Genomic DNA, 26,313 nt, shown 5'->3' on the forward strand with positions numbered 1-26,313 from the left:
TCCGTGGCAAGCCCCTATCAAAAGGGGAGCAACTTACACATGCCTCAACAAGCGCAAAAAAGCCCGGAATTTCAGTGGGAAATCCGGGCTTCTTAAAATTAGACTTTTTGTAAGAATTCTTTCACTTCTTCCCCTTCGCGGAACAAGCCAAGCCGCTTGATCTCCCAATGAAGGCGAACACCTGAATTCTCATAAACTTTAGCGCGAACTGTCTCGCCGAGCGTTTCAAGGTCATATCCGGTCGCGTTACCGGTATTGATCATGAAATTGCAGTGCATCTCAGACATCTGCGCGCCACCGACACGCAGACCACGGCAGCCTGCCTTGTCGATTTCCTTCCAAGCGGATGTGCCTTCAGGGTTCTTAAAGGTTGAACCGCCTGTTTTTTCCCGCACCGGCTGTACGGTCTCGCGGTGATTCTGCACCTCGTCCATTGCCTTTTTGATTTCTTCCCGGTCGCCCGGAACACCTTCAAACAGCGCTGAGGTGAAAATCAAATCTGGTGAAGCCGAAGAATGCCTATAAGCATACCCCATATCGGCATTGGAAAGGATATGCAGTTCACCCTTTCGGTCGAGCGCGCGGACTTCCACGACACGCTCACGCGTTTCGACGCCATTAGCGCCCGCATTCATGCGCAAAGCGCCGCCAATGCCACCGGGGATGCCATGATAGAAATGAAAGCCACCAAGACCCGCTTCAAGGGCAGCAGCAGCCACACGTTTGTCTGGTGTTGCCGTCCCTGCCCTGAGCTGCGTGTCAGAAACCTGCTGAACCTCGCCAAAGCCCTTGGCCGACAGACGCACCACAAAGCCCGGAATACCGCCGTCGCGTACCAATAGATTGGACCCGATACCTACAACCAGAAGCGGAATCTCTTCTGGCACAGCTTTCAGAAACTCGGACAGGTCTTCTTCGTCAGCGGGCTGGAACAGAACCTGTGCAGGACCGCCAGCACGAAACCATGTGATCTTGTCCATGCCAGTATCTGGCATAAGCTTGCCACGCAGGCCCGACAGCTTGCCGTCGAGCTTCTTGAGAAGCGTCTCGCCGCTTTCCATTACTTCTTACCCTGTTCAGCCAGTTCTTTGGGAAGCGCATAAGCCCATTGCGTAATGTTGCCTGCACCGAGGAAAACTACGAAATCGCCCGGCTCAGCCACAGATGCGACGAGCGGCGCCAAGGCTTCAGGTCCGTTTGCATAACGTGCATCGCGATGACCAGCCGTCTTGATACGTGAAACCAGCGTTTCCGAATTCACGCCCTCAATCGGGTCCTCGCCAGCGGTATAAACCGGCATCACGATAACGGTATCGGCGTCGTTAAAGCACGCTGCAAATTCATCAAACAGGCTGTGCAGACGCGTATAGCGATGCGGCTGAACAATGCCAATCACTCGACCTTTGGTTGCTTCGCGTGCTGCTTTCAGAACAGCACGGATTTCGACCGGGTGATGGCCGTAGTCATCGAAAATTTCGACACCATTCCAGGAGCCGGTATGAGTGAAGCGACGCTTGACCCCACCGAACGCACCCAAACCACGACGGATATCGTCGGCTGAAATGCCAAGTTCATTTGCGACCGCAATTGCTGCCGTTGCGTTTGAAACATTGTGCATACCCGGCATCGGCAAGCGGAGATCCTTGATCTCAACAGTTTCGCCCTTGCGCGAGCGGATCAGCACGTCAAACAGGCTCGTTGCACCATCCATACGATGATTGACGAAGCGGACATCCGCCTGCGGATTCTGACCATAGGTGATGATGCGGCGATCTTCGATGCGGCTTACCAGAGCCTGCACTTCAGGATGATCAAGACACATCACACCGAAGCCATAGAACGGCACGTTCTCGACAAACTGCGCAAAGGCTGCACGCACATTGTCGAAATTGCCGTAGTGATCCAGATGCTCCGGATCGATATTGGTAACAACCGCAATATCGGCTGGCAATTTCAGGAAAGTGCCGTCGCTTTCATCCGCTTCAACAACCATCCAGTCACCATCGCCCATACGGGCATTGGTGCCATAGGCATTGATGATACCACCATTGATAACAGTCGGATCGAGATGACCGGCATCGAGCAAGGCTGCGACCATAGATGTGGTCGTGGTTTTGCCGTGCGTTCCGCCGATGGCAACAGCGCGACGAAAGCGCATCAGCTCAGCCAGCATTTCAGCGCGGCGAACGATCGGCAGAAGCTTTTCACGTGCTGCTGCAAGTTCCGGATTGGTTTTCTTGATCGCGGTCGAGACAACAATCACTTCCGCATCACCAAGGTTCTCGGCCTTATGGCCGACAAAGACCTCAATACCCTTCTCACGCAGACGCTGCACATTGGCGCTGTCCGACTGATCCGAGCCCTGAACCTTATAGCCAAGATTGTGCAGCACTTCCGCAATGCCGCTCATGCCAATGCCGCCGATCCCGATAAAATGGACAAGCCCGATATTGAGCGGCATTTTCATGGCCGAGTTCCTTCTTTCAATTCCTGAACTGATTTACCCGCTGCAATAGCCTCTGCGAGATCAGCAAGCAACTGTGCGGCATCCGGCTTACCGACGCTTTTTGCAGCTTTTGCCTGTTGCTCAAGCCTTTCAGGCTCATTCATGGCCGAACTTATGATCTCAGCCAGCCGCTGTGGAGTAAGCTCGGACTGGCGAACAACCTGGCCACCACCTGCCGCAGCGAGGGCTGCTGCATTCGCTGCCTGATCATGATCAAGTGCGTGCGGGAATGGCACGAGCATCGCCGGACGACCAATTGCTGCGATTTCCGAAACAGTCGAAGCACCCGAACGGGAGATCACAAAATGCGCGTCTGCAATGCGCGCAGGCATGTCGTTGAAGAACGGTGCTACATCAGCCGGAACGCGCAGATTCTGATAAGCAGTCCGAACAGCCGCTTCGTCCTCTTTACGCGCCTGCTGTGTGATCAGCAGCCGTGCACGTTCACTGTCAGGCAAAAGCCCAATCGCTTCTGGAATGGCGGTCGAGAAAAACTGTGCGCCCTGACTTCCGCCGAACACCAGAAGACGAAAACGCTGACCGTCCTTTGCAGGCTTGTAAGACGTTTGAGCGGCTGCAAGCACAGGTGGGCGAACCGGATTACCAGTCGCAATAATCTTATCCGCATAGGCACCGCTTGTCTCAGGCAAGAAACCACCGGCAATCGCCTTCACGCGCCCGGCCAGCCCCTTATTGGCGCGGCCCATGACAGCGTTCTGCTCATGCACCATCGTCGGGATACCCATATTGCTTGCAGCATAAAGCGGCGGCAGCGTTGGATAGCCACCAAAACCAACAACGAGCTTCGGCTTCAAGCGGCGGAACAGCCTGCGGCTATCGAGGTTACCCTGCCACAGCGACCAGAAGGTCCTGATGAGTGCAATCGGATTACGGCCTGAAATCGTGGCCGAACGGATCACATGCACATGATCTTCGGAAAATGCACCGGCAAAACGCTGTGCGCGTGCGTCTGTTGCCAGATGCACGTCCCAACCGCGCGTCTTCAATTCATGTGCCAGCGCTTCCGCTGGGAAGAGATGGCCGCCCGTGCCCCCGGCGGCCAGTACAATTACGCCTTTTCCCATATTGCCCTCACAAAGCCAGAATGCGCCTGTTCACATCAGCGCCCATGCTGACCGTATGCGTCATGCGCGCTTCCGGACGACGGCGCGTCAGTGCCAGCAGGATGCCCATGGTGATCGCGATCGCAACGAGCGAAGACCCCCCATAGGAGATAAACGGCAGGGTCATGCCCTTGGCGGGCATCAGATGCAGATTAACGGCCATGTTGATGATCGACTGAAAGCCGAACAGGATCACAATGCCAGAAACAGCCAACCGCGTGAACGCATCTCGCTCACGAAGCGCAATGGAAAGCCCGCGGATCACGATAAAGGCAAACAGTGCCATGATGATCATGCACAGGATGATCCCGTATTCTTCTGCGGCAACCGAGAAGATAAAGTCGGTATGGCTATCCGGGATGATACGTTTGACGGTGCCTTCGCCCGGACCTTGTCCAAACCAGCCACCGCGCAGAATGGCTTCACGACCTGCGTCCACCTGGAATGTATCACCTTCACCGGTCATGAAGCGGTTAACACGGCCCGCAACGTGATCGAGCGTCATGTAGGCACCAAAGGCACCGACAACCGCAATCCCGCCAAGGACCAGAATCCAGAACATCGGCAGACCGGCGAGGAAGAACATCGCGCCCCATGTGCCGGTGGTGAGCATCGTCTGACCAAAGTCAGGCTGCAGCATCAGCAATCCAGCAGTCACGCAGAACAACATCATCGCCAGAAAATAGCCCGGCATCTCGCCGCCACGTTCCCGCTCAGAGAAAAGCCAGGCGCAAATCACCACGAAGGCTGGCTTCATAAACTCGGATGGCTGAATGGAAACGCCTGCAAGGCTGACCCAGCGGCGCGCACCCTTGATTTCGATACCGACGAAAAGTGCTGCGACCATCAAAAACAGCGAAACGCCCAACAGGACCAGCGCAAATCGCCTGATCTGGCGTGGTGTCAAGAATGACACGCCGATCATCACGATCACAGCCGGGATCATGAAGAAGGTCTGACGTTCGACAAAGTGGAAGCTATCGAGGCCAATGCGCTGCGCAACCGCTGGGCTCGCTGCAAAGGACAACAGCACACCAAGCCCCATCAGGGCCAGACATGCAGCCAGAAAGTAACGGTCGATTGTCCACCACCAATTGGCGACAGCACCACGGTCAACGCGACTTACCATCAGCTTTCCCCTCTCATTGGCTCAATACCCGGGAGCGCAAGCACGGCGTTGCGGAATGCATCGCCGCGTTTCTCAAAATTCTGGAACTGGTCGAAGCTCGCGCAAGCAGGCGATAGCAGCACCACAGGTTCGCTTGCCGCATCATTGCCTGCGTCGCGCGCTGCATGTTCGACTGCAACAGCCAGTGTGTCGGAAATCTCGAATGTTACAGCATCGCCCAGCGTCGCAGCAAATTGCGCCGCAGCTTCACCGATCAGATAGGCTTTGGTAATACGCGGAAAAAACTCCGACAAAGCACTGATACCGCCAGCCTTGGGCACGCCACCGGCAATCCAGTAAATGTGATTTGCGAAGGACGACAATGCGGGGGCGGTAGCTTCGGCGTTGGTCGCCTTGGAATCATTAACGAACAAAACTTTGCCGCGGCGCCCCACCTGTTCCATACGATGCGCAAGACCCGGAAAGCTTTTGAGGCCTGCACGAATTTCTTCGATTGAAAGACCAACCGACAAACAGGCGGCAATTGCAGCCAACGCGTTCTGCGCATTATGCGCGCCGCGCAGCGAACCAATGCCTTCAAGGGAGGCAAGCTCTTCAATCTTACCATCTTTTGCAGAATATAGCTTTGCACCTTCAGCGAATGCGCCGTTCTCAAGGCGCTTATCCTTGGAAATACGTGCGACTTTTACGCCCTTGCTTTCAAGACGATCCGCAATGCTCCCGCAATATTCATCGTCCACACCAACGATTGCCACCCCGCTTTTCGCAACCAGCCGCTCTTTAATGGCAGCATAGTTTTCCATCGAGCCATGGCGGTCAAGATGATCCGGCGTCAGATTAAGCAGAATGCCAGCGGTCGGATTGAGCGAAGGCGCCAGATCAATCTGATAGGACGAGCACTCAACCACATAGAAACGGTTCGGCGCAGGTGCTTCGAGTGTCAGGATCGCGGTGCCAATATTGCCTCCAAGCTGCATGTCGCGGCCCGAGGCCTTGATAATGTGCGCAATGAGCGCAGTCGTGGTGGACTTGCCGTTGGTGCCGGTAATGGCAATAAACGGGCAATCCGGTGCAATGTGATTGCGTTCCCGTACGAACAGCTCGACATCGCCGATAATTTCAACGCTGGCAGCATGGGCCAGATCGACCGACCAATGCGGCTTTGGATGGGTCAGCGGAACACCAGGCGAAAGCACAAAGGCGGCGAACTGTGACCAGTCCGCCTGCCTCAAATCACCTGTTGCAATGCCTGCGCTCTGAGCGCGGGCCACACTGTCGGGATTATCATCCCAGGCAATGATCTTCGCGCCGCCGGCCACGATGGCCTTGGCTGTCGCGATACCCGACCCGCCCAATCCAAAGAGGGCTACGGTCTTATCTTTGAGGGCGGTGATCGGGATCATTCGTCTGCCTTATCTCAGCTTCAATGTGGAAAGGCCGATCATGGCGAGGATAATTGCCACGATCCAGAAACGGATCACGACCTGACTTTCCGTCCAGCCCTTCTTTTCAAAATGATGGTGAATTGGTGCCATCAGGAACACACGCTTGCCGGTGAGCTTGAACGAGCCAACCTGAATAATGACCGAGAGCGCTTCAACCACAAACAAACCGCCAATGATGGCCAAAACGATTTCGTGCTTGGTGGCAACAGCAACCGTCCCAAGCATCCCGCCGAGTGCCAGCGAACCCGTATCGCCCATGAAGATTGCGGCAGGCGGCGCATTGAACCAGAGGAAACCAAGTCCCGCGCCTATCACGGCGCCCAGTACGACCGCCAGTTCACCCGTACCCGGAACAAAGTGAATTTGCAGATAATCCGCAAAGATCGCGTTACCCGAGAGATAAGCGATGAAACCGAAGGAAGCGGCCGCAACCATTACAGGCACGATCGCGAGACCATCAAGACCATCGGTGAGGTTCACCGCATTACCAGCGCCAACCATGACGAAGGCCGCAAGTGGAATGAAGAACCAGCCAAGGTTCAGAACAAACTGCTTCACGAACGGGAACGTCAGTGACGAGGAAAACGGCTCCTGACCGGCACGCATAATGATGAAGGCTGCAACCGCCGCAATCAGAAACTCGATAGCCAGACGCGATTTGCCAGAAAAGCCTTTGTCCGACTGCTTCGTGACTTTGAGATAATCGTCGTAAAAGCCGATGGCACCAAAACCAATCGTGACCATCAGCACAACCCAGACATAGACGCTGGAAAGATTGGCCCAGAAGAAGCAGGAGACCAGAATACCGGTCATGATCATCAGGCCGCCCATGGTAGGCGTACCAGCTTTTTTGAAGTGTGTCTGAGGACCGTCAGCGCGGATCGGCTGACCTTTTCCCTGACGCACGCGCAGCGCATTGATGATCGCAGGACCAAACAGAAACACGATCAACGCCGAGGTGATCATCGCTCCACCGGTGCGGAACGTGATGTAGCGGAACACGTTAAACGGTGTCACATGCTCGGCGAAGATTGAAAGAAGCATCAACATGCTGAGAAAAATCCCTCAAAAACTGCTACTCGGCAGGCACCACTGGTGGAAACTGGTTGGTAAGCGCCTTGACGATCTTGGAGAAGCCAATCCCCTTGGATGACTTCACCATAACAACATCGCCGGGGCGCACAGCCTTCATCACCAGCGGCAACAATTCATCGGTGCTCTGCCTGTATTCGACGTGAATTTCAACCGGCAAGGCATTTTTGAGCACCGACATTTCACGTCCACCGATATAAAGTACGTTCACTTCGGCATCGACGATGGGCCGCGCAAGATCGGCATGAAGTTTTCCAGACTGGCGCCCAAGCTCCAGCATGTCGCCCAGAATGGCGATGCGGCGACCACGTTGCCCTTCGGGCGGAGTTGCATGAAGCAATGATAGCGATGCACGCATCGACGTCGGGTTTGCGTTGTAGCTTTCGTCGATCAGCGTGAAGGAGCCGCCATCCGGATGCTCCAGCACATGACGTGCGCCGCGTCCGCCTTCAGCGGTCAGCGTTGCCATAGCAATAGCAACTTTTGCCATGTCCGCACCAACAAGATGTGCGGCTCCGAGAACTGCAAGCATGTTCTGCACGATATGGCGTCCAGGCATACCAACTTTTACGACCGCCTCTTCGCTGCCAATCTTCACCGTCATGCATGAGCAGGTCGGATGCATCTTTACGTCGCGCAGGCGATAGTCGGAACGGGCATTTTCGCCAAAGGTGACGACGTGTTCGACACCGGCCTTCTCGGCCAGCTCTTCAAGCTGCTTGAAACGCTTATCGTCGCGATTGAGAAGCGCATAACCACCCGGCACAACACCCTCAAAAATCTCAGCTTTCGCGACCGCAATTTCTTCGAGATTAGCAAAATGACCAAGATGTGCAGGCGCGATCAACGTGATCAGCGCCACATGCGGACGCACCATCTTAACCAGTGGGCGGATTTCGCCGTGATGGTTCATGCCGATTTCGAATACGCCGTAATCGGTATCCGCAGGCATACGGGCAAGCGTCAGCGGCACGCCCCAATGATTGTTGAACGAAGCAACCGACGCATGGACCTTGCCTGAATCGGCAAGAACGTGACGCAGCGCTTCTTTTGTTGTGGTTTTGCCGACAGAGCCCGTGACAGCAATGATCTGGGCTCTGGAGCGTTCGCGCGAAGCAATACCGAGCTTGGTCAGGGCTTCAAGCACATCCTCGACCACGATCATCGGAACTTTGAGATTACCGAGCGCTGGAAGGCGTGATTCATTAACGACCAGAAGACCTGCGCCCGCGGCCATAGCAGCGGTTGCAAAATCATGCCCATCAAACAGATCGCCCTTGATCGCGAAAAAGGCTTCGCCGTCCTTCAGCGTGCGGCTATCGATGGAAATCCCGGTAATACCCACAGGCAACGTACCGAAAGGCCGGCCTTCCATGGCCTCCACCATATCGGCAGATGTCCAAAGCCAGTCACTCATCCCTTATGCTCCTCAAAGCGCGCTGCCAGTGCAGCTGCCACTTCCGTATGATCCGAGAACGGCAGCGTGATGTCACCGACGATCTGGCCTTCTTCGTGTCCCTTGCCCGCTACCACCAGTGTGTCGCCCGGCATCATCATGGAAACTGCCGTGAAAATTGCCTCGCGACGGTCGCCGATTTCGGTGGCGCCGGGGGCTGCTGCCATGATTTCCGAACGGATCTGCGCAGGCACTTCCGAACGTGGATTGTCGTCAGTTACGATGGCAACATCGGCCAGACGCGCAGCAATTTCGCCCATGATCGGGCGTTTACCCTTGTCACGATCACCGCCGCAGCCAAACACCACGATCACACGGCCCGTCGTAAACGGACGGACGGACGTCAGGACATTTTCAAGTGCTTCCGGCTTATGCGCATAGTCAACGTAAGCAGGAGCGCCTTCTTCCGTGGCTCCTACCAGATCGAGACGACCCGGCGCCCCCTTGAGACGTTCAAGCGCGCGCATGGCAGCGGCAGCCGGAACGCCCGTAACCATGGCAAGACCAGCGGACACAAGCGCATTAGCCACTTGAAAATCACCAGCCAGCGGCAACTCAATTTCAAAGATTTCGTCAGCAATGCGCACTTCAATGTGCTGGCGGAAACGTTCATGTTCAACACGCTTGATTGTGATGAAATCACCCTTGCGACCGACAGTCTTGACGTCACAGCCTGCAGCTTTTACCGCTTCAATCGCCTGTGGCGAGAACTGGTCATCCGCAAAGATGATTGCGGGCGAACCTTTAGGAAGCAGGGTATCGAACAAGCGCATCTTGGCGTTCAGATATTCTTCGATCGTCGCATGATAGTCCATGTGATCACGACCGAGATTGGTGAAAGCACCGGCAGCAAGCTTCACGCCATCCAGGCGGCGCTGGTCGAGACCATGCGACGAGGCTTCCATCGCAGCATGGGTCACGCCTTCATCAGTAAGCTCTGCGAGGAGACGATGCAGCTCAACTGGATCGGGCGTTGTCAGCGAATTATAATCGCTGCGCGTTGGCGAAAAAACGCCCGTGGTTCCAATATTAGCCGCTGGAAAGCCCGCATAAGCCCAGATCTGGCGGGTGAAGGAAGCGACCGACGTCTTGCCGCTCGTACCAGTTACGGCAACCATGACTTCCGGCTGTTTGCCATAGAATTGGGCAGCAACAACCGCCAGAGCATGGCGCGGATCATCAATATACAGCACCGGTACGCCTGGATTTTCCAGAACCGTATTCTTGTCAGCAATAATCGCTACTGCGCCACGCTTGACTGCATCGGCGGCATAGGCGGAGCCATCAGCCTTTACACCCTTGAGGGCCGCAAAAAGGAAGCCGCGCTCGACTTTACGCGAGTCTGACGTGACACCGGTAATGTCCACTTCGCCCGCAGCGCCGGAGGCCAGTTCTTTAAAGAGTGTAATTTCCTTCAGCTTCATGGTCTTACCAAATCCAGGTTCAGTGGTGCAGTTTCCGCTTCCAATAGCGAAGCCGCACGTGTCAGTCGTTTATCGAATCAGCGGAAGCGATCTCTGCCTCTGCTGGCGCAAATTCCTGTTTAAAATCGGGCTTTACCCCCAAAAAAGTGGCTGAGCGCCTAATAATGTCTGCAACCATCGGGGCGGCATTAAGACCAGCGGTTGCGCTGTACTTGCCTTCTTCCGGCTTTGGCTCATCGATGATCGTCAAGACGACATAAGTTGGATCATCCATCGGGAAGGATGCCAGGAAGGCGTTGAAGCGCACATCTTTCGAATAGCGGCCATGAACAACCTTTTCCGCCGTACCGGTTTTGCCACCAACGCGATAGCCCTGAACTGTAGCGCGCTTACCCGAACCACCCTGAGCGGTCGAGTTCAGGCGATAGAGATAACGCATATCGGCAGAAACCTGCGGATGGATAACCTGCTGCGCCACCTGATCGGCCTGAGCCTGAGTGCGGGTCAGGAAGGTCGGTTCGATCAGCTTGCCGCCATTCATCAAAGCTGCAGCACCCACTGCCGTTTGCAGCGGGGTTGTCATCATGCCGTGACCAAACGAAATGGTCATGGAATGAACTTTCTTCCAGACGCGTGGTTCGACAGGACGGGCAACTTCCGGCAATTCCGTCTGCATGCGATCAAGCAGGCCAATCTTCTTGAGGAATGCGCGATGGCCTTCGATACCAACCACATTCGCCTCATGACCCGAACCAATGTTGGACGAGAAGATGAATACTTCCGGCAACGTCAGCACACGGCCTTTACCATGGAAGTCGCGGATGGTCTGACGACCAATCACCAGCGGCCGCGATGCATCAATCCTGGAATTAAGCGTAAACTTGCCGGAATCGAGCGCCATTGCAGTGGTGAAGCTCTTGATCGTCGAGCCCATTTCATAGGTGCCCGCAGACATACGGTTCAGACGGTCCTTGTCGAGCGCATGCACAGGATTGTTCGGATCAAAATCCGGAACAGAAGCCATGGCGATAACTTCGCCAGTCTTCACATTCAATACCACTGCACCCGCAGCGATTGCACGATAGCGTTCGACTGCCTTGACCAACACGTCACGCATGATGTGCTGAACGCGAATATCGATCGAAAGACGGACTGGCTCAAGCGATTGCCCGGTCGCCATGCCGACGGCACGCAAATCACTCAGACCCTGACTATCGATATACTTCTCCATGCCGGCAATGCCCTGATTGTCGACATTCACGAGACCAAGAACATGAGAGGCCGTTGGGCCGCCGGGATAAAAACGACGCTTTTCAGTACGGAAACCGATGCCCGGAACACCGAGCGCCATGACTTGGCTCTGCTGGCGTGGCGTCAGACCGCGCTTGATCCAGACGAAGCCAGCACCACTCTTGAGACGGCGATAGGTCGCTTCCCAGTCGAGATCAGGAATAACCGTTGAAAGCAGTTCAATGGTTTCATCCGGATCGACGATCTTCCGTGGCTCGGCAAAGAGCGAAGAGGTCTTGATATCGGTCGCAAGAATTTCGCCGTTGCGATCCAGAATATCAGGACGCGATGCGAGCTGATGCATGGCAGGACCGTTGGAATCGTCGTCCTCACCACCAATCACACCGAAATAGACGAGCTTGCCGCCAATCACGCCATAAATGCCGACAAAACATGCAATTGCCATCCACAAACGATTGCGCGCACGATTGCCATGCTTCTTGCGGGAACCAACAAACGCCATATTGCCAGCCAGCTTTTCATCGCCAGCCGGCTCAAAACCGTCATTGCCGTTCTGCTTGTTCTTTTTGGAAAATCCGAGCTTCAGCCGCATGATCAGTGCCTCGCTCCATTCTTCTTGATACTGCCGGTGGTCGTTGCATCGGGTCCAAGAACGCCGCTTGCCACCAGTTCATCGCTGCCTGAAATAAGTTTCTGAATGTCGTCCAGCTGGCGTTCTGGAATGTCCTGCACGCCCATCGCAAGCTGCTCCGCTTCAATGGGTGCAAGTTTCAGCTCATCAGAATAAACGCCGACAAGGCTCTGCAAGCGACCCGGCTGGGTCATCAATGCCCAATCCGCGCGCAGAAGCGTGATCGTATCCTTCTCGGAATCGATCTGGCGCTTGAGCTTGGAAATAACAGCGATCTGCCTCTCCGCATCATATTTGATGGTGTAGGTGATCGTTGCTGCTACCAGCATCGCCGCTATCATGATGAGTTCAAAAGTACGCAGCACTCGTTCAACTCCGGGCCAGTTCATGCGTTTCAGGCAATTTAGGCAGCCCGAAAAGCGAAAGATCATCTTCAAGAGGCGGATTCTCAGTCCTTAGACCAGCGCGCAATTTCGCGGAGCGGGCACGTGGATTGCGCTCTTCTTCTTCTGCAGTTGGGCCAACGGCACCTTTCACTGCAGGTGTAAAACTCGGATGGCGCACATGTGTCTCAGGCAAGTGCCTCGAACCGGCACTGCCACCAGCGCGGTCTGCAAAGTAACGCTTGACCATGCGATCTTCCAGCGAATGGAAGGTTACAACAACCAGACGTCCGCCCGGCTTGAGAACGCGCTCGGCTGCAAGCAATGCCCGCGCCAACTCGCCCAACTCGTCATTCACATAGATACGCAGCGCCTGAAACACGCGCGTTGCAGGATGAATTGGCACTTTCGGATTGCGACCAACCAGCGATTCAATCGCATTGGCAAGATCAAGTGTGCGCGTGAAAGGCTGTGCTTCGCGGCGCTTTTCGATCATGCGGGCTATGCGTCCTGCATTGCGTTCTTCACCCAGAAAATTGAAGATGCGTGCAAGATCGCCCATTTTCAGGCGGTTCACCACATCAGCCGCACTTGGGCCCATGCGTGACATGCGCATGTCGAGAGGCCCGTCTTTCTGGAAGGAAAAGCCACGCTCGGCTTCATCGATCTGCATCGACGAGACACCGATATCGAGCACAACGCCATCCACTTTCGCGCCTTCTCCCTCGACTTTTTTAACGGCTTCATCCAGTGCCGAGAACCGGCTTTCGACCAGATTGAGCTTGCCTTCGAACTGCTTTTCCATGGCGCGACCGGCTGCAATTGCGGTCGGATCGCGGTCGATAGCGATGACGTTTGCACCCTCTTCCAGAATACGCCGCGTATAACCGCCTGCACCGAATGTGCCATCGACGATTATTTTGCCGGATTCGGGCTTCAGGGCATCGATCACTTCGGAAATAAGCACCGGAACGTGACGGACCTGAGCCCCTTCGGCTTGAGATTGGTCTCCGCCGAGGCTAGCCATCATCCCGATCCTTTCCCGGGATCAAGTCCCGCTATCCTGTGTTTTCTGTATGGATTCCGGCCAATTGTAGACAAGCTTCTATTTGGCGGATTCGTTCAAACAGTTATCGGATATTAAGCTTAATGAACCGTTATCCTTTGCCGCGCCCATTCAGAAAACCGAGGCTTATACAAAAGTTTTTCTGGCACGATTTTGCATGACCCGAAGCCCGTAAACAGCGCTTCCGAGCAGCTATCAATTCGTCGAGTATCCAAACAGCACGATCACATATTTATGAAAAAAGCCCCCATTTGCTGCCGTTGACGGCAAGCCATGCCGGCGTTATTAATTGCAAATAATTCGCAATTGCATTTTGAAAGCTCAACGCATGGCATTTAAGATGGCTCCTCGGGGAAGCACGTCCCCCGCTCCGCAAGACGTTACATTTGAAGGCTGGCGTCGGGATCGGGGCGAAGCGTCCATGTCTGACGTCCACCGATCGATCCGGGTCAGCCGATCAGGCTCAAAACTTCGCCGCGCGACAGCTTTTTTCGGCCCCGGCTATCTGGTCGCCGTTGGCTATATGGACCCCGGCAACTGGGCAACATCGCTCGCTGGCGGTTCCCGCTTCGGCTACATGTTGCTGTCGATCGTACTCATTTCAAATCTCATGGCAGTACTTCTGCAAGCACTATGCACCCGTCTTGCCGTTGCGACGGGCCGCGATCTCGCTCAGGCCTGCCGCGATGCCTATCCGCGCTTTCTCGCCTGGCCTCTGTGGTTTTTGGCAGAACTTGCCATCTGCGCCACTGATCTTGCTGAGGTTATCGGGACTGCAATCGGCCTTAATCTTCTTTTCGGCATTCCACTGGAAATCGGCGTCATCATTACCGCCGCAGACGTGCTTCTTGTTCTCTATCTCCAGAATAAGGGCTTTCGTCGGGTCGAAGCGCTCATCATCACGCTGTTAGGCGTAATTGCCCTCTGCTTCCTGATCCAGATTTTGATGGCAGAACCCAAATGGGGCGAAGTAATCCGCGGCTTTGCACCAACGACAGAAATTCTCCGCAATCCGGATATGCTTTATATAGCATTGGGCATTATTGGTGCGACCGTGATGCCGCATAACCTCTATCTGCATTCCGGCATCATCCAGACGCGCGATTACGGGCATACTTTGCCAGAAAAACGCGAAGCAATCCGCTTTGCAACGCTCGACTCGACGATTGCCCTTACCTTCGCACTGCTGGTCAATGCCTCGATCCTGATCCTCGCCGCAGCGAGCTTCAATGCAACGGGCAATACCACCGTCGAAGATCTCGACAAAGCCCACGCCTTGCTCAACCCGTTGCTTGGTTCCGCTCTAGCCCCAACACTGTTTGCAATTGCGCTGCTATGCTGCGGGCTTAACTCGACCATCACGGCGACCATGGCTGGTCAGATCGTGATGGAAGGCTTTATCGATATCAAACTGAAGCCCTGGTTGCGTCGCGCCATCACCCGCTTCGTCGCTATCGTGCCAGCGGCCATAGTTACGATCATGTATGGCTCGCAAGGAACGACGGAACTTCTGATCCTGTCACAGGTCGTACTCAGCCTGCAGCTTCCTTTTGCGATCATCCCGCTTGTGATGTTTACGGCAGAAAAGAAAAAGATGGGTGCTCTGGTGGCACCGCGCTGGGTAACAATCCTTGCGGCAGTTACCGCCGCCATCATCGTCGTGTTGAACATGAAACTCATCTACGACTTCTTCACAGGCGTACCCATTTGAGACGGCACAGCGGCTTTCCAACCCGGAAAGCCGCTGTTTTTTATTTGACCGCTGAATTGCCACCATCGGCGTAAAGCGCTGAACCAGTGACAAAACTCCCCATTGGCCCTGCAAGAAAGAGTGCCGCTTGGGCAATTTCTTCAGGCTGCGCAATCCGCTTCATTGCATGGAGACCCGCCGCCCACTCTTTCTGAGCGTCACCGCCTGCCATTGGCGTATCAACACCGCCCGGCAGGAGCGCATTGGCCCGAATGCCTAGCGATCCGTAGTCTGCGGTAATGCCTTTGACCAAGCCCATCAACCCAGCTTTGGATGCACCATAGAGCGACATTCCCGGAATACCGACACTGGTGCCGACAAAGGTTGACGTGAAAATGATCGACCCCCCGCCGGACTTGAGCATCAATGGTATCTGCAACTTCGTGCCAAGAAATGCCGACGTCAGATTGCCTGCAATCACATTGTTCCAGTCAACAAGGCTTGCCTCAATTAACGGGGCGATTGGACCCACAGTGCCCGCATTATTGAAAGCAATATCAAGGCGACCAAATTCGCTTTGAGCAGCGGCAACCAGCCTTTCATGTGTCTTCATCTGAGAAACATCGCCGACCACACAATATGCCTGCCCGCCAAGTTCTCCGATACTCTGTGCTACTTGCTCAAGCCCGGCCTCATTGCGGGCATTCAACACAACTGCAGCACCTTCTGAAGCAAACAACAGTGCCGTAGCACGACCTATTCCCGATGATGCGCCAGTGATGATTGCGACTTTATCTTTTAAGCTCGACATGGAAACCTCCTTGGTTGGGAGGCTCCGCAATAGATGTGCAATGAGAACACAACTATCCGTTTCCTGCGATCAAAGGGAAATATCGGTTAGCCATTACGGAGAGTAAAAAATGTCAGTCGGTCTGTAAGCCGGGTTCTGTATGGCCGGACTTGCGTCCAACGTGGCAGCCATTCATCTGGGACGGATGTCGCCACCCGCCTCTTGCAACCCACCCGGACGGCTGATCCGGAAACTGATTATCAGCTCTTTCGGGCTGATGCGCCGTCCCTATTCGGTTTTGCTCCCAGTGGGGTTTACCGTGCCGCCTGTGTTGCCACCGGCGCGGTGGGCTCTTACCCCACCCTTTCACCCTTACCCCGTCATCCCTGCCGCTTCTTGAAAGCGGTACGGAAGACGGGGCGGTCTGCTTTCTGTGGCACTATCCCTGGGGTCACCCCCGCCGGGCGTTACCCGGCACCGTATTTCCATGGAGCCCGGACTTTCCTCACCTGCCGCCTTTCGGCATATGACAAGCGCGGCTGCCCGACCGACTGACGGCGCGTATATAGCATGATCGTTCAAAGTGGGAACCGGGTTTCGAAAAAAACTATACGCAACAGAAAAGCCGGCAGCGAAACCGCTACCGGCTTTTCGTTCACATCATCGACCTGAAACACTACGCAGCCGACAAAGTGAATCTGAATATTGGAGCGCATCCCGAAAAGTGTGAAACGGTTTTCGGACAAAGATGCGCGTTAAAACAAATATTTAGAGCGCCGATCTGATCCAATCAGATCGAAACGCGCTCTAAAGTCCGGCCATATAGGACTTAACCGAGCTGCAATATTTTGCAGAGGTTGGGTTCATGCGCTTTGCGCCATGACCGGCATTGTATTTGAGGATCGTGCCGCAGGTGCTGCCGCCACCGAGCTTCTGTGCCTGAGCAAGATACTTCATACCGAACTGGATATTGGTCGATGGTTCATAGAGACCCTTGGCCGACCCTGTGTAGCCCAGACCGCGAGCCGTCGAGAGCTTGATCTGCATCAGGCCAATTTCACCGGCAGCACCCCGAACGTTTGGCTGGAAATTGCTTTCGTGACGAACAACGGCATGGGCCAGCGAAGAAGAGACGCCGTAGGTTGCTGCATAACGATTGATAATCTGGGAGTAGCCCTTGCCGCTCTGCACAGACTTTGAAGTCTCACCACGCACCTTGGAACGCTTTGCACTTTTAGCTGTTGGAGCAGCACGCTTGGTGATGACCGAAACCTTCTTGGCAGTCTGTTTCTGTTCTGCACGTGCGGCTGCGCGGGATGCCTTTTCTGACTTGTTGGCTTCAGCAGTCTTATTCTGTGCCCGTGCCTTGAGCAGGTCCGCGAGATTGGTTGGCTCATTAACAGGAGCACTCATCGCAGAATTAAGGCCAAAGGAACTCATGGCGCCAATGAGAGCGCATACAACAACAAATTTTATTTTCATAACCTACCGTCTTGGATCGTTTTTATGGGGCATTGCTGGTCTTGGGGGCAGCAATGCCGTTTATTTATGATCCCGCTCGACAAGCATTTTTGCCCGCCCGTCACCGCTGGGAATGGCAGATCATTTGCTGGGGAAATGCAGCCGAAGATTGGTCGGGGAAGTAAAATAGTCTTACAGGTTGTAATAAACGCTGTCACATTTCGTGATGCGCGTCACAGTGGAAGAGGATCACCACCTAAAGCTGCAATTGTTCTAATTTGATGAAACTATTACGGAAATATGAATGTAGGGTTCTGCTCGACCATACAGAACCACGCGCGGTCAAGCGGTAACATTTTGCAACGAAAAAATCAGCCTGTAGAGGGTATCTATAGTAGATACGTCGGCTACACCGTCCACATTTTGTGTCCGAAAATGTCGCTGAAAGGCCTTAATCACGGTTTGTGTGGCCTCATCGAACACACCATTGATCTCGATTTTATAGCCATAAAGGGCAAGCATGGACTGCAAAGCCTCCACTGGCTGGCCCTGTTCACCACGCGCGAGGAAGCGTCCACCACGGATCGGCGTTGGTTCGATATAGTGTCCAATGCCTGCTTCATGCAGTTGCTTCCATGGGAAGTTATGCCCCGGATCAGTCTTGCGTTCCGGTGCAATATCGGAATGCGCGAGAACGTTTTCCGGTCGAATTTCGTAGCGCCCGCATATGTTGCGACACAGATCGATAACGGATTCTATCTGACGGTCTGCGAATGGTGGATAGTTTTCCAGATTGCCAGGATTGACGATCTCAATGCCGATGGAAGCCGAATTGATATCAGTCTCGCCCTTCCAGAAGCTCTGGCCTGCATGCCATGCCCGTGCCTTTTCAGACACCATCTGCACCACACGTCCATCTTCGTGAACGAGATAATGAGCGGAAACTTCGCGCTCGGGCGACTTGAGCACCTCCAAAGCCTCTTCAGCCGTTGCCAGCCCTGTATAATGCAGAATGAGATAGGTCGGCGTCTTGCCATCGCGACGCGGACCAAAATTTGGTGATGCATCCAGCAAAGCGGTCGGATAATCGGGCGTTTTCAAAGACAGTTCCGCTACCAATTCTTCCTGCGAAGCATCCACGCTGCTCATGCGGCCTCCAATTGTTTTTCGACACTTGCCCAAGCCGCATTGATGGCTGCAAGACGTGCATTCGCGATATTTATGAATTCCAGCGGAAGGCCTTCCGCAACGAGCCGATCCGGATGGTGTTCTTTCACCAATGACCGGTAGCGCTTGCGCGCATCCTCGAAAGAAACGCCGCGCACCAGCCCGAGAATGGCGTATGGGTCGCCCTCACCGCGATTGACATGCCGCAGTGCAATACGTTCAAAACTTTCCTCATCAAAGCCGAAAATCTCGGCAACACTCGACAAGAAAGCCATTTCCTTATCGTGCACATAACCGTCAGCGGTTGCGATATGAAAGAGACCATCGAGAATATCTTCAAGCAGATGACAGTTCTCATCGCCTTCCCGACATAGGCCAGCAAGCTGGCGTGCGTAGCTCTCATAGCCCGCTACGTCCTGCTGAGCGAGATTATACAAGCGAACCACATGGGCATGCTCTTCTGGCGGCACGGAGAAAATGCTCTGGAATGCGCGGAACTCATCCTGTGTCACCACCCCGTCCGCTTTGGCCATTTTGGCTGAAAGCGCAATCATCGCAATGGAGAATGCAACACGCCTGCGCGTATCTGCATCGCCTTCAAACACCGTTCGCACAGCCTCGATAACGCTTGAAATAGCGTTCGCCGTGACGGAGGTGACAAACTCACCGATGCGGACCCAGATCGACATGAATCGTTTCTATATAATTCCGTAAAGACTGGAAACAGCAACCCGTTACAATCGACGAAAAAACAATAATTTAGAAGAATATGCGCTCAGTAGAGAGAATTATTGCGCAGTCTGGCGAGCCTCGAACGAACGCTGTGCGGCAGCGACTGCCGCTTCACCGGCGGCCTGAACCTGTTCAGCGCTCTGGCCAACAGACTTCGCAGCAGTTTCCGCATTGTTGCGTGCGCGTTCGATGGCAGCTTTCTGCTCTTCAGCTGTCATAACACCGGCATTATCCTGCAAAGCTTTGATCAGATCAGGCCCAGCCTGCTTGTCAGCGTCAGGCGCCGGAGCAGCAGTGTTTTGTTCTGGCTGCGTTGGAGCAGCAGACTGCTCTTGCTCTCCTCTACCGCAAGCGGCAAGGGCAACAAGAACGACAGCGGAAATCAGAAACAGAAAATGACGGCTCATAACAAAAGCCATAACCGAAGAAAGCCTGCGTTTGAACATGGAAAACGCAGTTATATTGTCTTTATTGACGACCACTGCATAATTATCCATCAGCTTTGCTCTTTTCGGGGCAAATGGCGACCCGCTGACCGGACCGCCATTCTTTTACCAGCAAGAATCTCTGGCATTAAAGCGCATCCCGAAAAGTGTGAAACGGTTTTCGGACAAGATGCGCGTGAAAACAAATGACTAGAGCACCGATCTGATCCAATCAGATCAGTGCTCGAAAATCACGCTAGCTGCAATTTTAAGCACGTCTTTATCCGAAAACCGGTTCCCACTTTTGGGAGACATGCTTTAGTTTGCAGGCGGCGAACCGGTCGTTCCTGGCGTCGAAGGCGCAGGTGCTGGTGTCATCGGCGTCGTTGTATCGTTGTTTGAAGGTGCTGCTGGTGCAGCCGGCGCTTCAGGCGAGGGTGATGCCGGTGCCTTGCTGGCATCGTTTGAATTGTCGCTGCAAGCTGCAAGCCCCAAAAACGATAAGGCAGCAACCGAAGTAATCAAAAATTTCTTCATGATGGCTCTCCTTCCCTAAAATCCAGCGTTGCGGGGATATAGCCAACGCTGTTTTGGTTTTCCGTGTCTGACCGTTCTGACCGGTCAATCACCTTACGAAGACAGTCGTCACACCACTTTTGGGTCCCCGGTGATGCTTTTCGACGATGCCAACGTCACACCAGAAAACGGCACGCATAGGGAAAGGTTCTCTCAAATAGTTTTACGGCCGGTAACAAACCGCCATAATAACAAAGTTTTAACCATAATTTGCCCCCGAAACAGCCGTCACGCCCCTGTCACCGGCGGATGCTTAACTCTCACAAACAAGGCTGGATTCGCCTTGGAACTTTCGCGCATCTTGTCCGAAATCATTCAGAATTTTCGGAATGCGCCCAAAAAATACGGGGAGCATGGAATGACGGGCCCAAATGCCAACGGCACAATCCTCAAGCGCGCAGTCACACAAAACCATGCGCTTTCGCGCGATGGCGTATCCGAAAGGCTATTCGCCTGGCTCTTCAAAGGGCTGGTCTATCCCCAGATATGGGAAGACCCCGAAGTGGATATGGCAGCGCTCGCCATTCAGCCCGGCCACCGCATCGTGACCATCGCTTCAGGCGGCTGCAATGCTCTCTCATATCTGACAGCAGACCCGGCCTCGGTCGAGGCTGTTGATCTCAACAGCGCCCATGTCGCCTTCAACCGCCTGAAACTTGGCGCTTTGAAGCATCTGCCGGATTATGCCAGCTTCTATCGTTTCTATGGCAAGGCCGATGACAAGGCCAATCTCGCAGCTTATCAACGCTTCATCCGTCCGCATCTTGATAGTGAAAGTCGCGCCTATTGGGAAAAGCGCAAATGGAGCGGCCGTCAGCGTATCTCTATCTTCTCGAGGGATCTCTATCGTCACGGATTGCTGGGCGTCTTTATCGGCATGGGCCACCGCGTCGCTCGTCTCTATGGCATAGACCCGCGCGACATCCTTAAAGCCCGCACAATGGAAGAACAGCGCAGCTTCTTCGACACTGCCCTCGCCCCCCTGTTTGAAAAACGCATGGTGCGCTGGGCAACAGCCCGCAAATCGTCGCTGTTTGGCCTCGGCATTCCGCCTCAGCAATATGACGCACTGGCGACAGCCGGAAATGGCGACATGGCATTTGTCCTGCGCGCCCGGCTCGAAAAGCTCGCCTGCGCCTTCCCCCTGACCGAGAACTATTTCGCGTGGCAGGCCTTTGGCCGTGGTTATAGCGGCGATGAAGAAGCAGGCCCCCTGCCCCCATATCTCTCAAGGGCAAATTTTGACACCGTTCGCGCGCGCGTTGACCGCATGACGGTGCGGAATGCCAATTACACTGAGTTTCTCAGCCAAAAGCCCGCCGGATCAGTAGACCGTTACATCTTACTCGACGCACAGGACTGGATGAATGACGCCCAGCTCAATGCGCTCTGGAGCGAAATTACGCGCACGGCTGCTGCGGGTGCACGCGTCATCTTCCGCACAGCGGCAGAGCCAAGCCTGCTGCCTGGCCGGGTTGATCCATCGATCCTTGAACATTGGCACTACCGTGAAGAAGAGTCCCGCATGCTGCATGATCGCGACCGCTCCTCTATTTATGGCGGCTTTCACCTCTATGTTTTGAAGGGCGCATGATATGGGCACCAATCCGCAACGAACTCAGGGGCAAATCAAGGGTATCGATCACGCTACTCTGATGGACCGGGTTTATAAGCGGCAGCGTCATTTCTACGATGCCACGCGCAAATATTATCTTTTGGGTCGCGACCCTATGATTGCGGGACTAAACTTGCCTCAAGGCGGCAGTGTGCTTGAAATCGGCTGCGGCACAGGACGTAATCTTGTCAAAACAGCGCAAAACTACCCCGACGCAACACTCTTCGGCATCGATATTTCGGCTGAAATGCTGGACACAGCACGTCAGGCAGCACAGCGTGCCGGGATTGCAGATCGCACCAGACTTGAACGTGCCGATGCCACGCATTTCGATCCTGCGGCCCTTTTTGGTCAGGATAGCTTTGATCGTATCTTCATTTCCTATGCGGTTTCGATGATACCTCAATGGCAATCGGTCATTCGGGAAAGCATCCGACACTTAAAACCGGGTGGCGAGCTGCATATCGTTGACTTCGGCGATCAACAACGCCTGCCACGATGGTTTAAGAAGATGCTCTTCACATGGCTTGGATGGTTCCATGTGACACCGCGTGATGATCTTTTCAGCATCGCAGATACGATGGCTTTAGAACAGGGCGCCACATCCAAACGCATGAATCTTTATCGCGGCTTTGCGTGGATAGCTGTCATTCGCGCCGGATAGATTTCCGACGGCTCTTTTGATTATCCCTCAGCCGGTGCGACACAATCTATTTCCCGCAAAGTTTTGCCAGCATAGCTGATGACGTTCGCACCCGGATCGCGTAACCGTTGTTAAGATTGATTCGCGACATCGGGACCACTGTATGAACCGTCTGGCCAACCGCAGCATTCTTGCCCTTGGTGTTTTCCTTCTGTCCGCCTGTACGACAGTGGATTATGACTTTTCCGATGTGAAAAAGTCCCGCAATTCAATGCAGCAGATGGCGCAGCCAAGCGGAGCGGTCAATGCGCCGCGGTTCGGTGACCGCAAGCCGTTCGAATGGACAGGCCGGACACCATGGCATTATCCGATCCACGGCACAGATGTTTCCAAATATCAGGTCGACGTCGACTGGAACGCGGTGCGGCGCAGCGGCATTTCCTTTGTCTTCATCAAGGCAACCGAAGGCGGCGACCGTTTCGATGACCGCTTCACCGAACACTGGAACGGCGCAAAACAGGCCGGTATTCCACGCAGTGCCTATCACTTCTATTATTTCTGCCGCCCGGCTATCGAACAGGCACGCTGGTATATCCAGAATGTGCCCCGCGATCCGAATGCACTGCCTCCCGTTCTCGATATGGAATGGAACGCCAGTTCGCCGAGTTGCAAGCTCAGACCAAATGCGGTTGTGGTTCGCAAGGAAATGAAGATTTTCCTCGATGCCGTCGAAAAGCACTATGGCAAGCGCCCTATCATTTACACGACGGTCGACTTCTTCGATGAAAATGACCTGAACCAGATGCGCGAATATCCATTCTGGCTGCGATCCACGGCCGGTCATCCGACCGAGAAATACGGACCGCATCCATGGACCTTCTGGCAATATACCGGAACGGGCACTATTCCAGGCATCAAGGGTGATGCAGATATTAACGTGTTTGCTGGCAGTGCGGGCGCTTGGAAAAAGTGGCTGGAAAGCAACAAGGTCCGTTAACTCATCCTTAATTGGGTGCTCACACCAAGTTTTGCTTCATTTCCGATGCGTGATGGGGCAATAGCTTGGAAAACCCGACGGGGAGACCTCCCCCTCTGAATTGTGAGTTTTTTCGATGAAAATTTTAGCTTCAGTGATGGCTACCGCCTTGCTGGCATCGACTGTAATATCTGTTGCCCAATCTGGCGCAAAGGCTTCCGGTTCTCCCGCACCGGCTGCTAGCGCCGACAGCAACGTCAACCTGCCAAAGCCAGAATGCGAGATCGATTACGGTCAGTGGATGAACAATCTGACCAAGGAAGCACGCGAAGCGGGCGTTGGCGAAAAGGGAATAGCTGAACTGCATAAGGCGTCGCTCGAACAGAAAGTTCTTGATCGCGACCGCAAGCAGACGGTCTTCAACCTGACTTTCACCGAGTTTTCCAAGCGGCTCATCTCTGAAGCGCGCCTGAAGAATGGCCAGAACAATCTGGTCAAATATGCCGATGTCTTCAAGAAAGTCGAAGACACCTATGGCGTACCGGGTCCTGTACTTGCCGCTTTTTGGGGTCTCGAAACCGACTACGGTGCCATTCAGGGTGATTTCGACACGCTCAATGCACTTGTGACGCTTTCTTATGACTGCCGCCGTCCGGATCTGTTCCGTCCGCAGCTCATCGCTCTTCTTAAGCTGTTCGATACCGGCGTTGTCGATGCTGCCACAACGGGCGCGTGGGCTGGCGAGATTGGTATGATGCAGCTTCTGCCGAAGGATTATCTTGAGCGCGGCGTTGATGGCGACGGCGATGGCAAGGTCGACCTGAAGAACAGCGTTCCCGATGCAATGATGACCGCTGGCCGCATGATTTCCGAACTCGGCTGGAAGCGTGGCGAGCCGTGGCTCGAAGAAGTGCGTATTACCAAAGATCTGCCTTGGGAAGAATCCATTCGCACCAATCGCAAGCCACACTCATGGTGGGCTGAGCAGGGCGTGGTTGGGCTTAAGGGGCCACTCGGCCCCGATGACGGCGATGCATCGCTGCTCCTGCCACTGGGTCGCAAAGGCCCTGCATTCCTATCCTATGCAAATTTCGATATTTTCGTGGAATGGAACAAGTCGATTGTTTACGCGACAACGGCTGCCTACTTCGCCACCCGCCTCGCTGGCGCACCTGCCTTCAATCCCGGCAATCCTGATCAGGGACTGACGCAGGAACAAATGAAGGAATTGCAGACCAAGCTTCAGGCCCGTGGCTATGACATGGGCAAGATCGACGGCGTTTTCGGTATCCTGACCCGCGATGCCGTTCGCACCGAACAATTGCGCCTTGGAATGCCTGCCGATTCATGGCCAACGCCTGAACTGCTCGAAAAGCTCTAAACCAAAGTAAATCAAAGGCGCGGACCAACCTCCGCGCCTTTCAACTTTTGCAAGTTATTCAAGCGCCATGATCTCCACCCTCATCATCGTTCTGCCCGTCTTCGCCCTCATCTTTTCAGGTTGGGGTGCATTCAAGCTGAAGATATTGGGGCCGCACGCGATCGCTGAGCTTAACCGTTTCGTTGTCTACCTCGCCTTGCCTGCCCTGCTTTTCGACATCATGGCCAATACCCACGGCAGCGATTTATGGCAGCCGGGCTTTATCAGCGTCTTTCTATTGAGCAGCGCTATCGCCTTTGCCCTGCCCTTCGTTATCCGTCTTCGTGGCAAGTTATCCTTAGCCGACAATGCGCTTGATGGATTGAACGCCGCCTATCCAAATACCGGCTATATGGGCATCCCGCTTTCGATGATCGCTTTCGGATCAGGCGTTCTGGCGGCGACAACAATTTCCATTATCATCACCGTCTGTGTAACCTTTGCCTTTGCTATCATTCTGATCGAAATCGGCATGCAGACAGAAAAGAAGCCGCTACGCCTTGTCTGGAAAGTCGCGCGATCCTTGATCCGCAATCCGCTTCTCTTTGCACCAGCGCTGGGAACGCTCGTATCGTTCTCAGGCCTCACCATCCCTGCTCCCGCCGAAACTTTTCTGAAAATGCTCGGTGGTGCAGCGTCACCCTGTGCGCTCGTGGCACTCGGCCTTTTCCTCGCACAACCCCGCAAGATCGAACGCGACAGTGTCAATGCAATCGCCTTCCTCGTTTCGGTCAAGCTTATCGTCATGCCGTTGGCAACGTGGTTACTGGCGGTCTATGTCTTCGGGCTTCCGCCACACCTGGCGCAGAGTGCAACACTGCTCGCAGCACTGCCGGCTGGCACCGGTCCCTTCATGCTTGCAGAACATTATCGCCGCGAAGCAGCCATTACGTCGAATGTCATCCTTTATTCGACCATTCTGTCGGTGTTCACCTTGTCAGGATTCCTCGCTTTAATCCGCTAAGCGGTGATGCAAAAGAGCCAATTGGCCAGTCACAGCCGGGTCAAAATTGGCGCTTTCGTGGCATTTTCATGAAATGTGAACAAATTTTTACAGTTAAAAATTTCAAAGACTTAGCTGGTAAACAAAAGGTTTTTTTCGCTGTCACCGCTTATTGCAGTACGAAATGTTCTTTCGTTTGATCCAATTTGCGCTTAGATTCCGGTTCTCTACCAGCGCGCGCCCGGCCTCGTCGGGTGCATATAAGGAGACAGACCAATGGGACTTACGCGATCTTTGAATGTCCTCATGATCTGTGCAGCATTCGCATTTGTTGCAGCGTTGATAGCAGGCGTTATTCCCTGAATTGG

23 protein-coding genes and 1 other RNA gene are annotated in these 26,313 nt (G+C 54.3%); 6 read left to right on the plus strand and 18 right to left on the minus strand.

Annotated features, from left to right (window positions below):
- Positions 1 to 98 precede the first annotated feature (98 nt).
- The 11 genes from murB to rsmH all read right to left on the minus strand — a co-directional run bounded on the left by murB (position 99) and on the right by rsmH (position 13,471).
- Positions 99 to 1,061, minus strand: coding sequence for a UDP-N-acetylmuramate dehydrogenase (gene murB / locus CEV33_RS07995; RefSeq protein WP_094539930.1), 963 nt, complete (start codon positions 1,059 to 1,061; stop codon positions 99 to 101).
- Positions 1,061 to 2,467: a UDP-N-acetylmuramate--L-alanine ligase gene (murC, locus tag CEV33_RS08000; RefSeq protein WP_094539931.1), complete on the minus strand. Its 1,407-nt coding sequence runs from the start codon at positions 2,465 to 2,467 to the stop codon at positions 1,061 to 1,063. Before murC ends, murB begins: the two co-directional genes overlap by 1 nt.
- The gene (murG, locus tag CEV33_RS08005; protein WP_094539933.1) at positions 2,464 to 3,591 is read right to left on the minus strand and encodes an undecaprenyldiphospho-muramoylpentapeptide beta-N-acetylglucosaminyltransferase; all 1,128 of its coding nucleotides are present in this window, start codon (positions 3,589 to 3,591) and stop codon (positions 2,464 to 2,466) included. The genes murC and murG overlap by 4 nt, the downstream gene beginning before the upstream one ends.
- A gap of 7 nt (positions 3,592 to 3,598) precedes the next feature.
- The gene (gene ftsW, locus CEV33_RS08010) at positions 3,599 to 4,759 is read right to left on the minus strand and encodes a putative lipid II flippase FtsW (protein WP_094539934.1); all 1,161 of its coding nucleotides are present in this window, start codon (positions 4,757 to 4,759) and stop codon (positions 3,599 to 3,601) included.
- Positions 4,759 to 6,162, minus strand: coding sequence for a UDP-N-acetylmuramoyl-L-alanine--D-glutamate ligase (gene murD / locus CEV33_RS08015; RefSeq protein WP_094539936.1), 1,404 nt, complete (start codon positions 6,160 to 6,162; stop codon positions 4,759 to 4,761). The genes ftsW and murD overlap by 1 nt, the downstream gene beginning before the upstream one ends.
- 9 nt (positions 6,163 to 6,171) lie before the next feature.
- Complete coding sequence (gene mraY, locus CEV33_RS08020; protein ID WP_094539937.1) at positions 6,172 to 7,254, minus strand: phospho-N-acetylmuramoyl-pentapeptide-transferase; 1,083 nt, start codon at positions 7,252 to 7,254, stop codon at positions 6,172 to 6,174.
- A 25-nt stretch (positions 7,255 to 7,279) separates the two neighbouring features.
- A complete protein-coding gene (locus CEV33_RS08025; protein WP_094539939.1) occupies positions 7,280 to 8,713 on the minus strand; it encodes a UDP-N-acetylmuramoylalanyl-D-glutamyl-2,6-diaminopimelate--D-alanyl-D-alanine ligase in 1,434 nt (477 codons plus the stop codon).
- Positions 8,710 to 10,176, minus strand: a complete 1,467-nt coding sequence (locus CEV33_RS08030; protein WP_094539941.1) for a UDP-N-acetylmuramoyl-L-alanyl-D-glutamate--2,6-diaminopimelate ligase — start codon at positions 10,174 to 10,176, stop codon at positions 8,710 to 8,712. Before CEV33_RS08030 ends, CEV33_RS08025 begins: the two co-directional genes overlap by 4 nt.
- 61 nt (positions 10,177 to 10,237) lie before the next feature.
- Positions 10,238 to 12,019, minus strand: coding sequence for a peptidoglycan D,D-transpeptidase FtsI family protein (locus tag CEV33_RS08035; RefSeq protein ID WP_094539942.1), 1,782 nt, complete (start codon positions 12,017 to 12,019; stop codon positions 10,238 to 10,240).
- Between the two features lie 2 nt (positions 12,020 to 12,021).
- Positions 12,022 to 12,423: a cell division protein FtsL gene (gene ftsL / locus CEV33_RS08040; RefSeq protein ID WP_024899583.1), complete on the minus strand. Its 402-nt coding sequence runs from the start codon at positions 12,421 to 12,423 to the stop codon at positions 12,022 to 12,024.
- Between the two features lie 4 nt (positions 12,424 to 12,427).
- A complete protein-coding gene (rsmH, locus tag CEV33_RS08045) occupies positions 12,428 to 13,471 on the minus strand; it encodes a 16S rRNA (cytosine(1402)-N(4))-methyltransferase RsmH (protein WP_208620169.1) in 1,044 nt (347 codons plus the stop codon).
- A 457-nt stretch (positions 13,472 to 13,928) separates the two neighbouring features.
- On the opposite strand from rsmH, the gene CEV33_RS08050 reads away from it, so the two are divergent.
- Positions 13,929 to 15,218: an Nramp family divalent metal transporter gene (locus CEV33_RS08050; RefSeq protein WP_235818381.1), complete on the plus strand. Its 1,290-nt coding sequence runs from the start codon at positions 13,929 to 13,931 to the stop codon at positions 15,216 to 15,218.
- A gap of 40 nt (positions 15,219 to 15,258) precedes the next feature.
- Here the strand turns inward: CEV33_RS08050 and CEV33_RS08055 are convergent, their stop codons facing one another.
- From CEV33_RS08055 to CEV33_RS08085, 7 genes are all read right to left on the minus strand, one after another.
- Positions 15,259 to 16,008: an SDR family oxidoreductase gene (locus CEV33_RS08055; RefSeq protein WP_094539943.1), complete on the minus strand. Its 750-nt coding sequence runs from the start codon at positions 16,006 to 16,008 to the stop codon at positions 15,259 to 15,261.
- Between the two features lie 108 nt (positions 16,009 to 16,116).
- Positions 16,117 to 16,542, minus strand: an RNA gene (rnpB, locus tag CEV33_RS08060) — RNase P RNA component class A.
- A gap of 252 nt (positions 16,543 to 16,794) precedes the next feature.
- Positions 16,795 to 17,469: a lytic transglycosylase domain-containing protein gene (locus tag CEV33_RS08065; RefSeq protein WP_094539945.1), complete on the minus strand. Its 675-nt coding sequence runs from the start codon at positions 17,467 to 17,469 to the stop codon at positions 16,795 to 16,797.
- Positions 17,470 to 17,790: 321 nt separating this feature from the next.
- Positions 17,791 to 18,597, minus strand: coding sequence for an N-acetylmuramoyl-L-alanine amidase (locus tag CEV33_RS08070; protein WP_094539947.1), 807 nt, complete (start codon positions 18,595 to 18,597; stop codon positions 17,791 to 17,793).
- Positions 18,594 to 19,304 (minus strand): J domain-containing protein, encoded by a 711-nt coding sequence (locus CEV33_RS08075; protein ID WP_094539949.1) that lies wholly within the window; start codon positions 19,302 to 19,304, stop codon positions 18,594 to 18,596. The genes CEV33_RS08070 and CEV33_RS08075 overlap by 4 nt, the downstream gene beginning before the upstream one ends.
- A gap of 99 nt (positions 19,305 to 19,403) precedes the next feature.
- Positions 19,404 to 19,844 (minus strand): hypothetical protein, encoded by a 441-nt coding sequence (locus CEV33_RS08080; RefSeq protein WP_235818382.1) that lies wholly within the window; start codon positions 19,842 to 19,844, stop codon positions 19,404 to 19,406.
- A gap of 246 nt (positions 19,845 to 20,090) precedes the next feature.
- Positions 20,091 to 20,309, minus strand: coding sequence for a hypothetical protein (locus CEV33_RS08085; RefSeq protein ID WP_094539951.1), 219 nt, complete (start codon positions 20,307 to 20,309; stop codon positions 20,091 to 20,093).
- Positions 20,310 to 20,706: 397 nt separating this feature from the next.
- Between CEV33_RS08085 and CEV33_RS08090 the strand changes: the two genes are divergently transcribed.
- The 5 genes from CEV33_RS08090 to CEV33_RS08110 all read left to right on the plus strand — a co-directional run bounded on the left by CEV33_RS08090 (position 20,707) and on the right by CEV33_RS08110 (position 25,966).
- Positions 20,707 to 21,942: a DUF3419 family protein gene (locus tag CEV33_RS08090; RefSeq protein WP_094540260.1), complete on the plus strand. Its 1,236-nt coding sequence runs from the start codon at positions 20,707 to 20,709 to the stop codon at positions 21,940 to 21,942.
- A gap of 1 nt (position 21,943) precedes the next feature.
- Positions 21,944 to 22,627 carry a class I SAM-dependent methyltransferase gene (locus tag CEV33_RS08095; RefSeq protein WP_094539953.1) on the plus strand — a complete coding sequence of 228 codons (684 nt, stop codon included), beginning with the start codon at positions 21,944 to 21,946 and terminating at the stop codon, positions 22,625 to 22,627.
- A 142-nt stretch (positions 22,628 to 22,769) separates the two neighbouring features.
- Complete coding sequence (locus CEV33_RS08100; protein WP_094539954.1) at positions 22,770 to 23,603, plus strand: glycoside hydrolase family 25 protein; 834 nt, start codon at positions 22,770 to 22,772, stop codon at positions 23,601 to 23,603.
- Between the two features lie 115 nt (positions 23,604 to 23,718).
- Positions 23,719 to 24,963, plus strand: a complete 1,245-nt coding sequence (locus CEV33_RS08105) for a lytic murein transglycosylase (RefSeq protein ID WP_094539955.1) — start codon at positions 23,719 to 23,721, stop codon at positions 24,961 to 24,963.
- Positions 24,964 to 25,030: 67 nt separating this feature from the next.
- On the plus strand, positions 25,031 to 25,966 hold the full coding sequence (locus CEV33_RS08110; RefSeq protein WP_094539956.1) for an AEC family transporter: 936 nt from the start codon (positions 25,031 to 25,033) through the stop codon (positions 25,964 to 25,966).
- The last annotated feature ends 347 nt before the right edge of the window (positions 25,967 to 26,313 follow it).

Source organism: Brucella grignonensis (assembly GCF_002252505.1).
In the GTDB taxonomy this organism is placed as follows: Bacteria; Pseudomonadota; Alphaproteobacteria; order Rhizobiales; family Rhizobiaceae; genus Brucella; species Brucella grignonensis.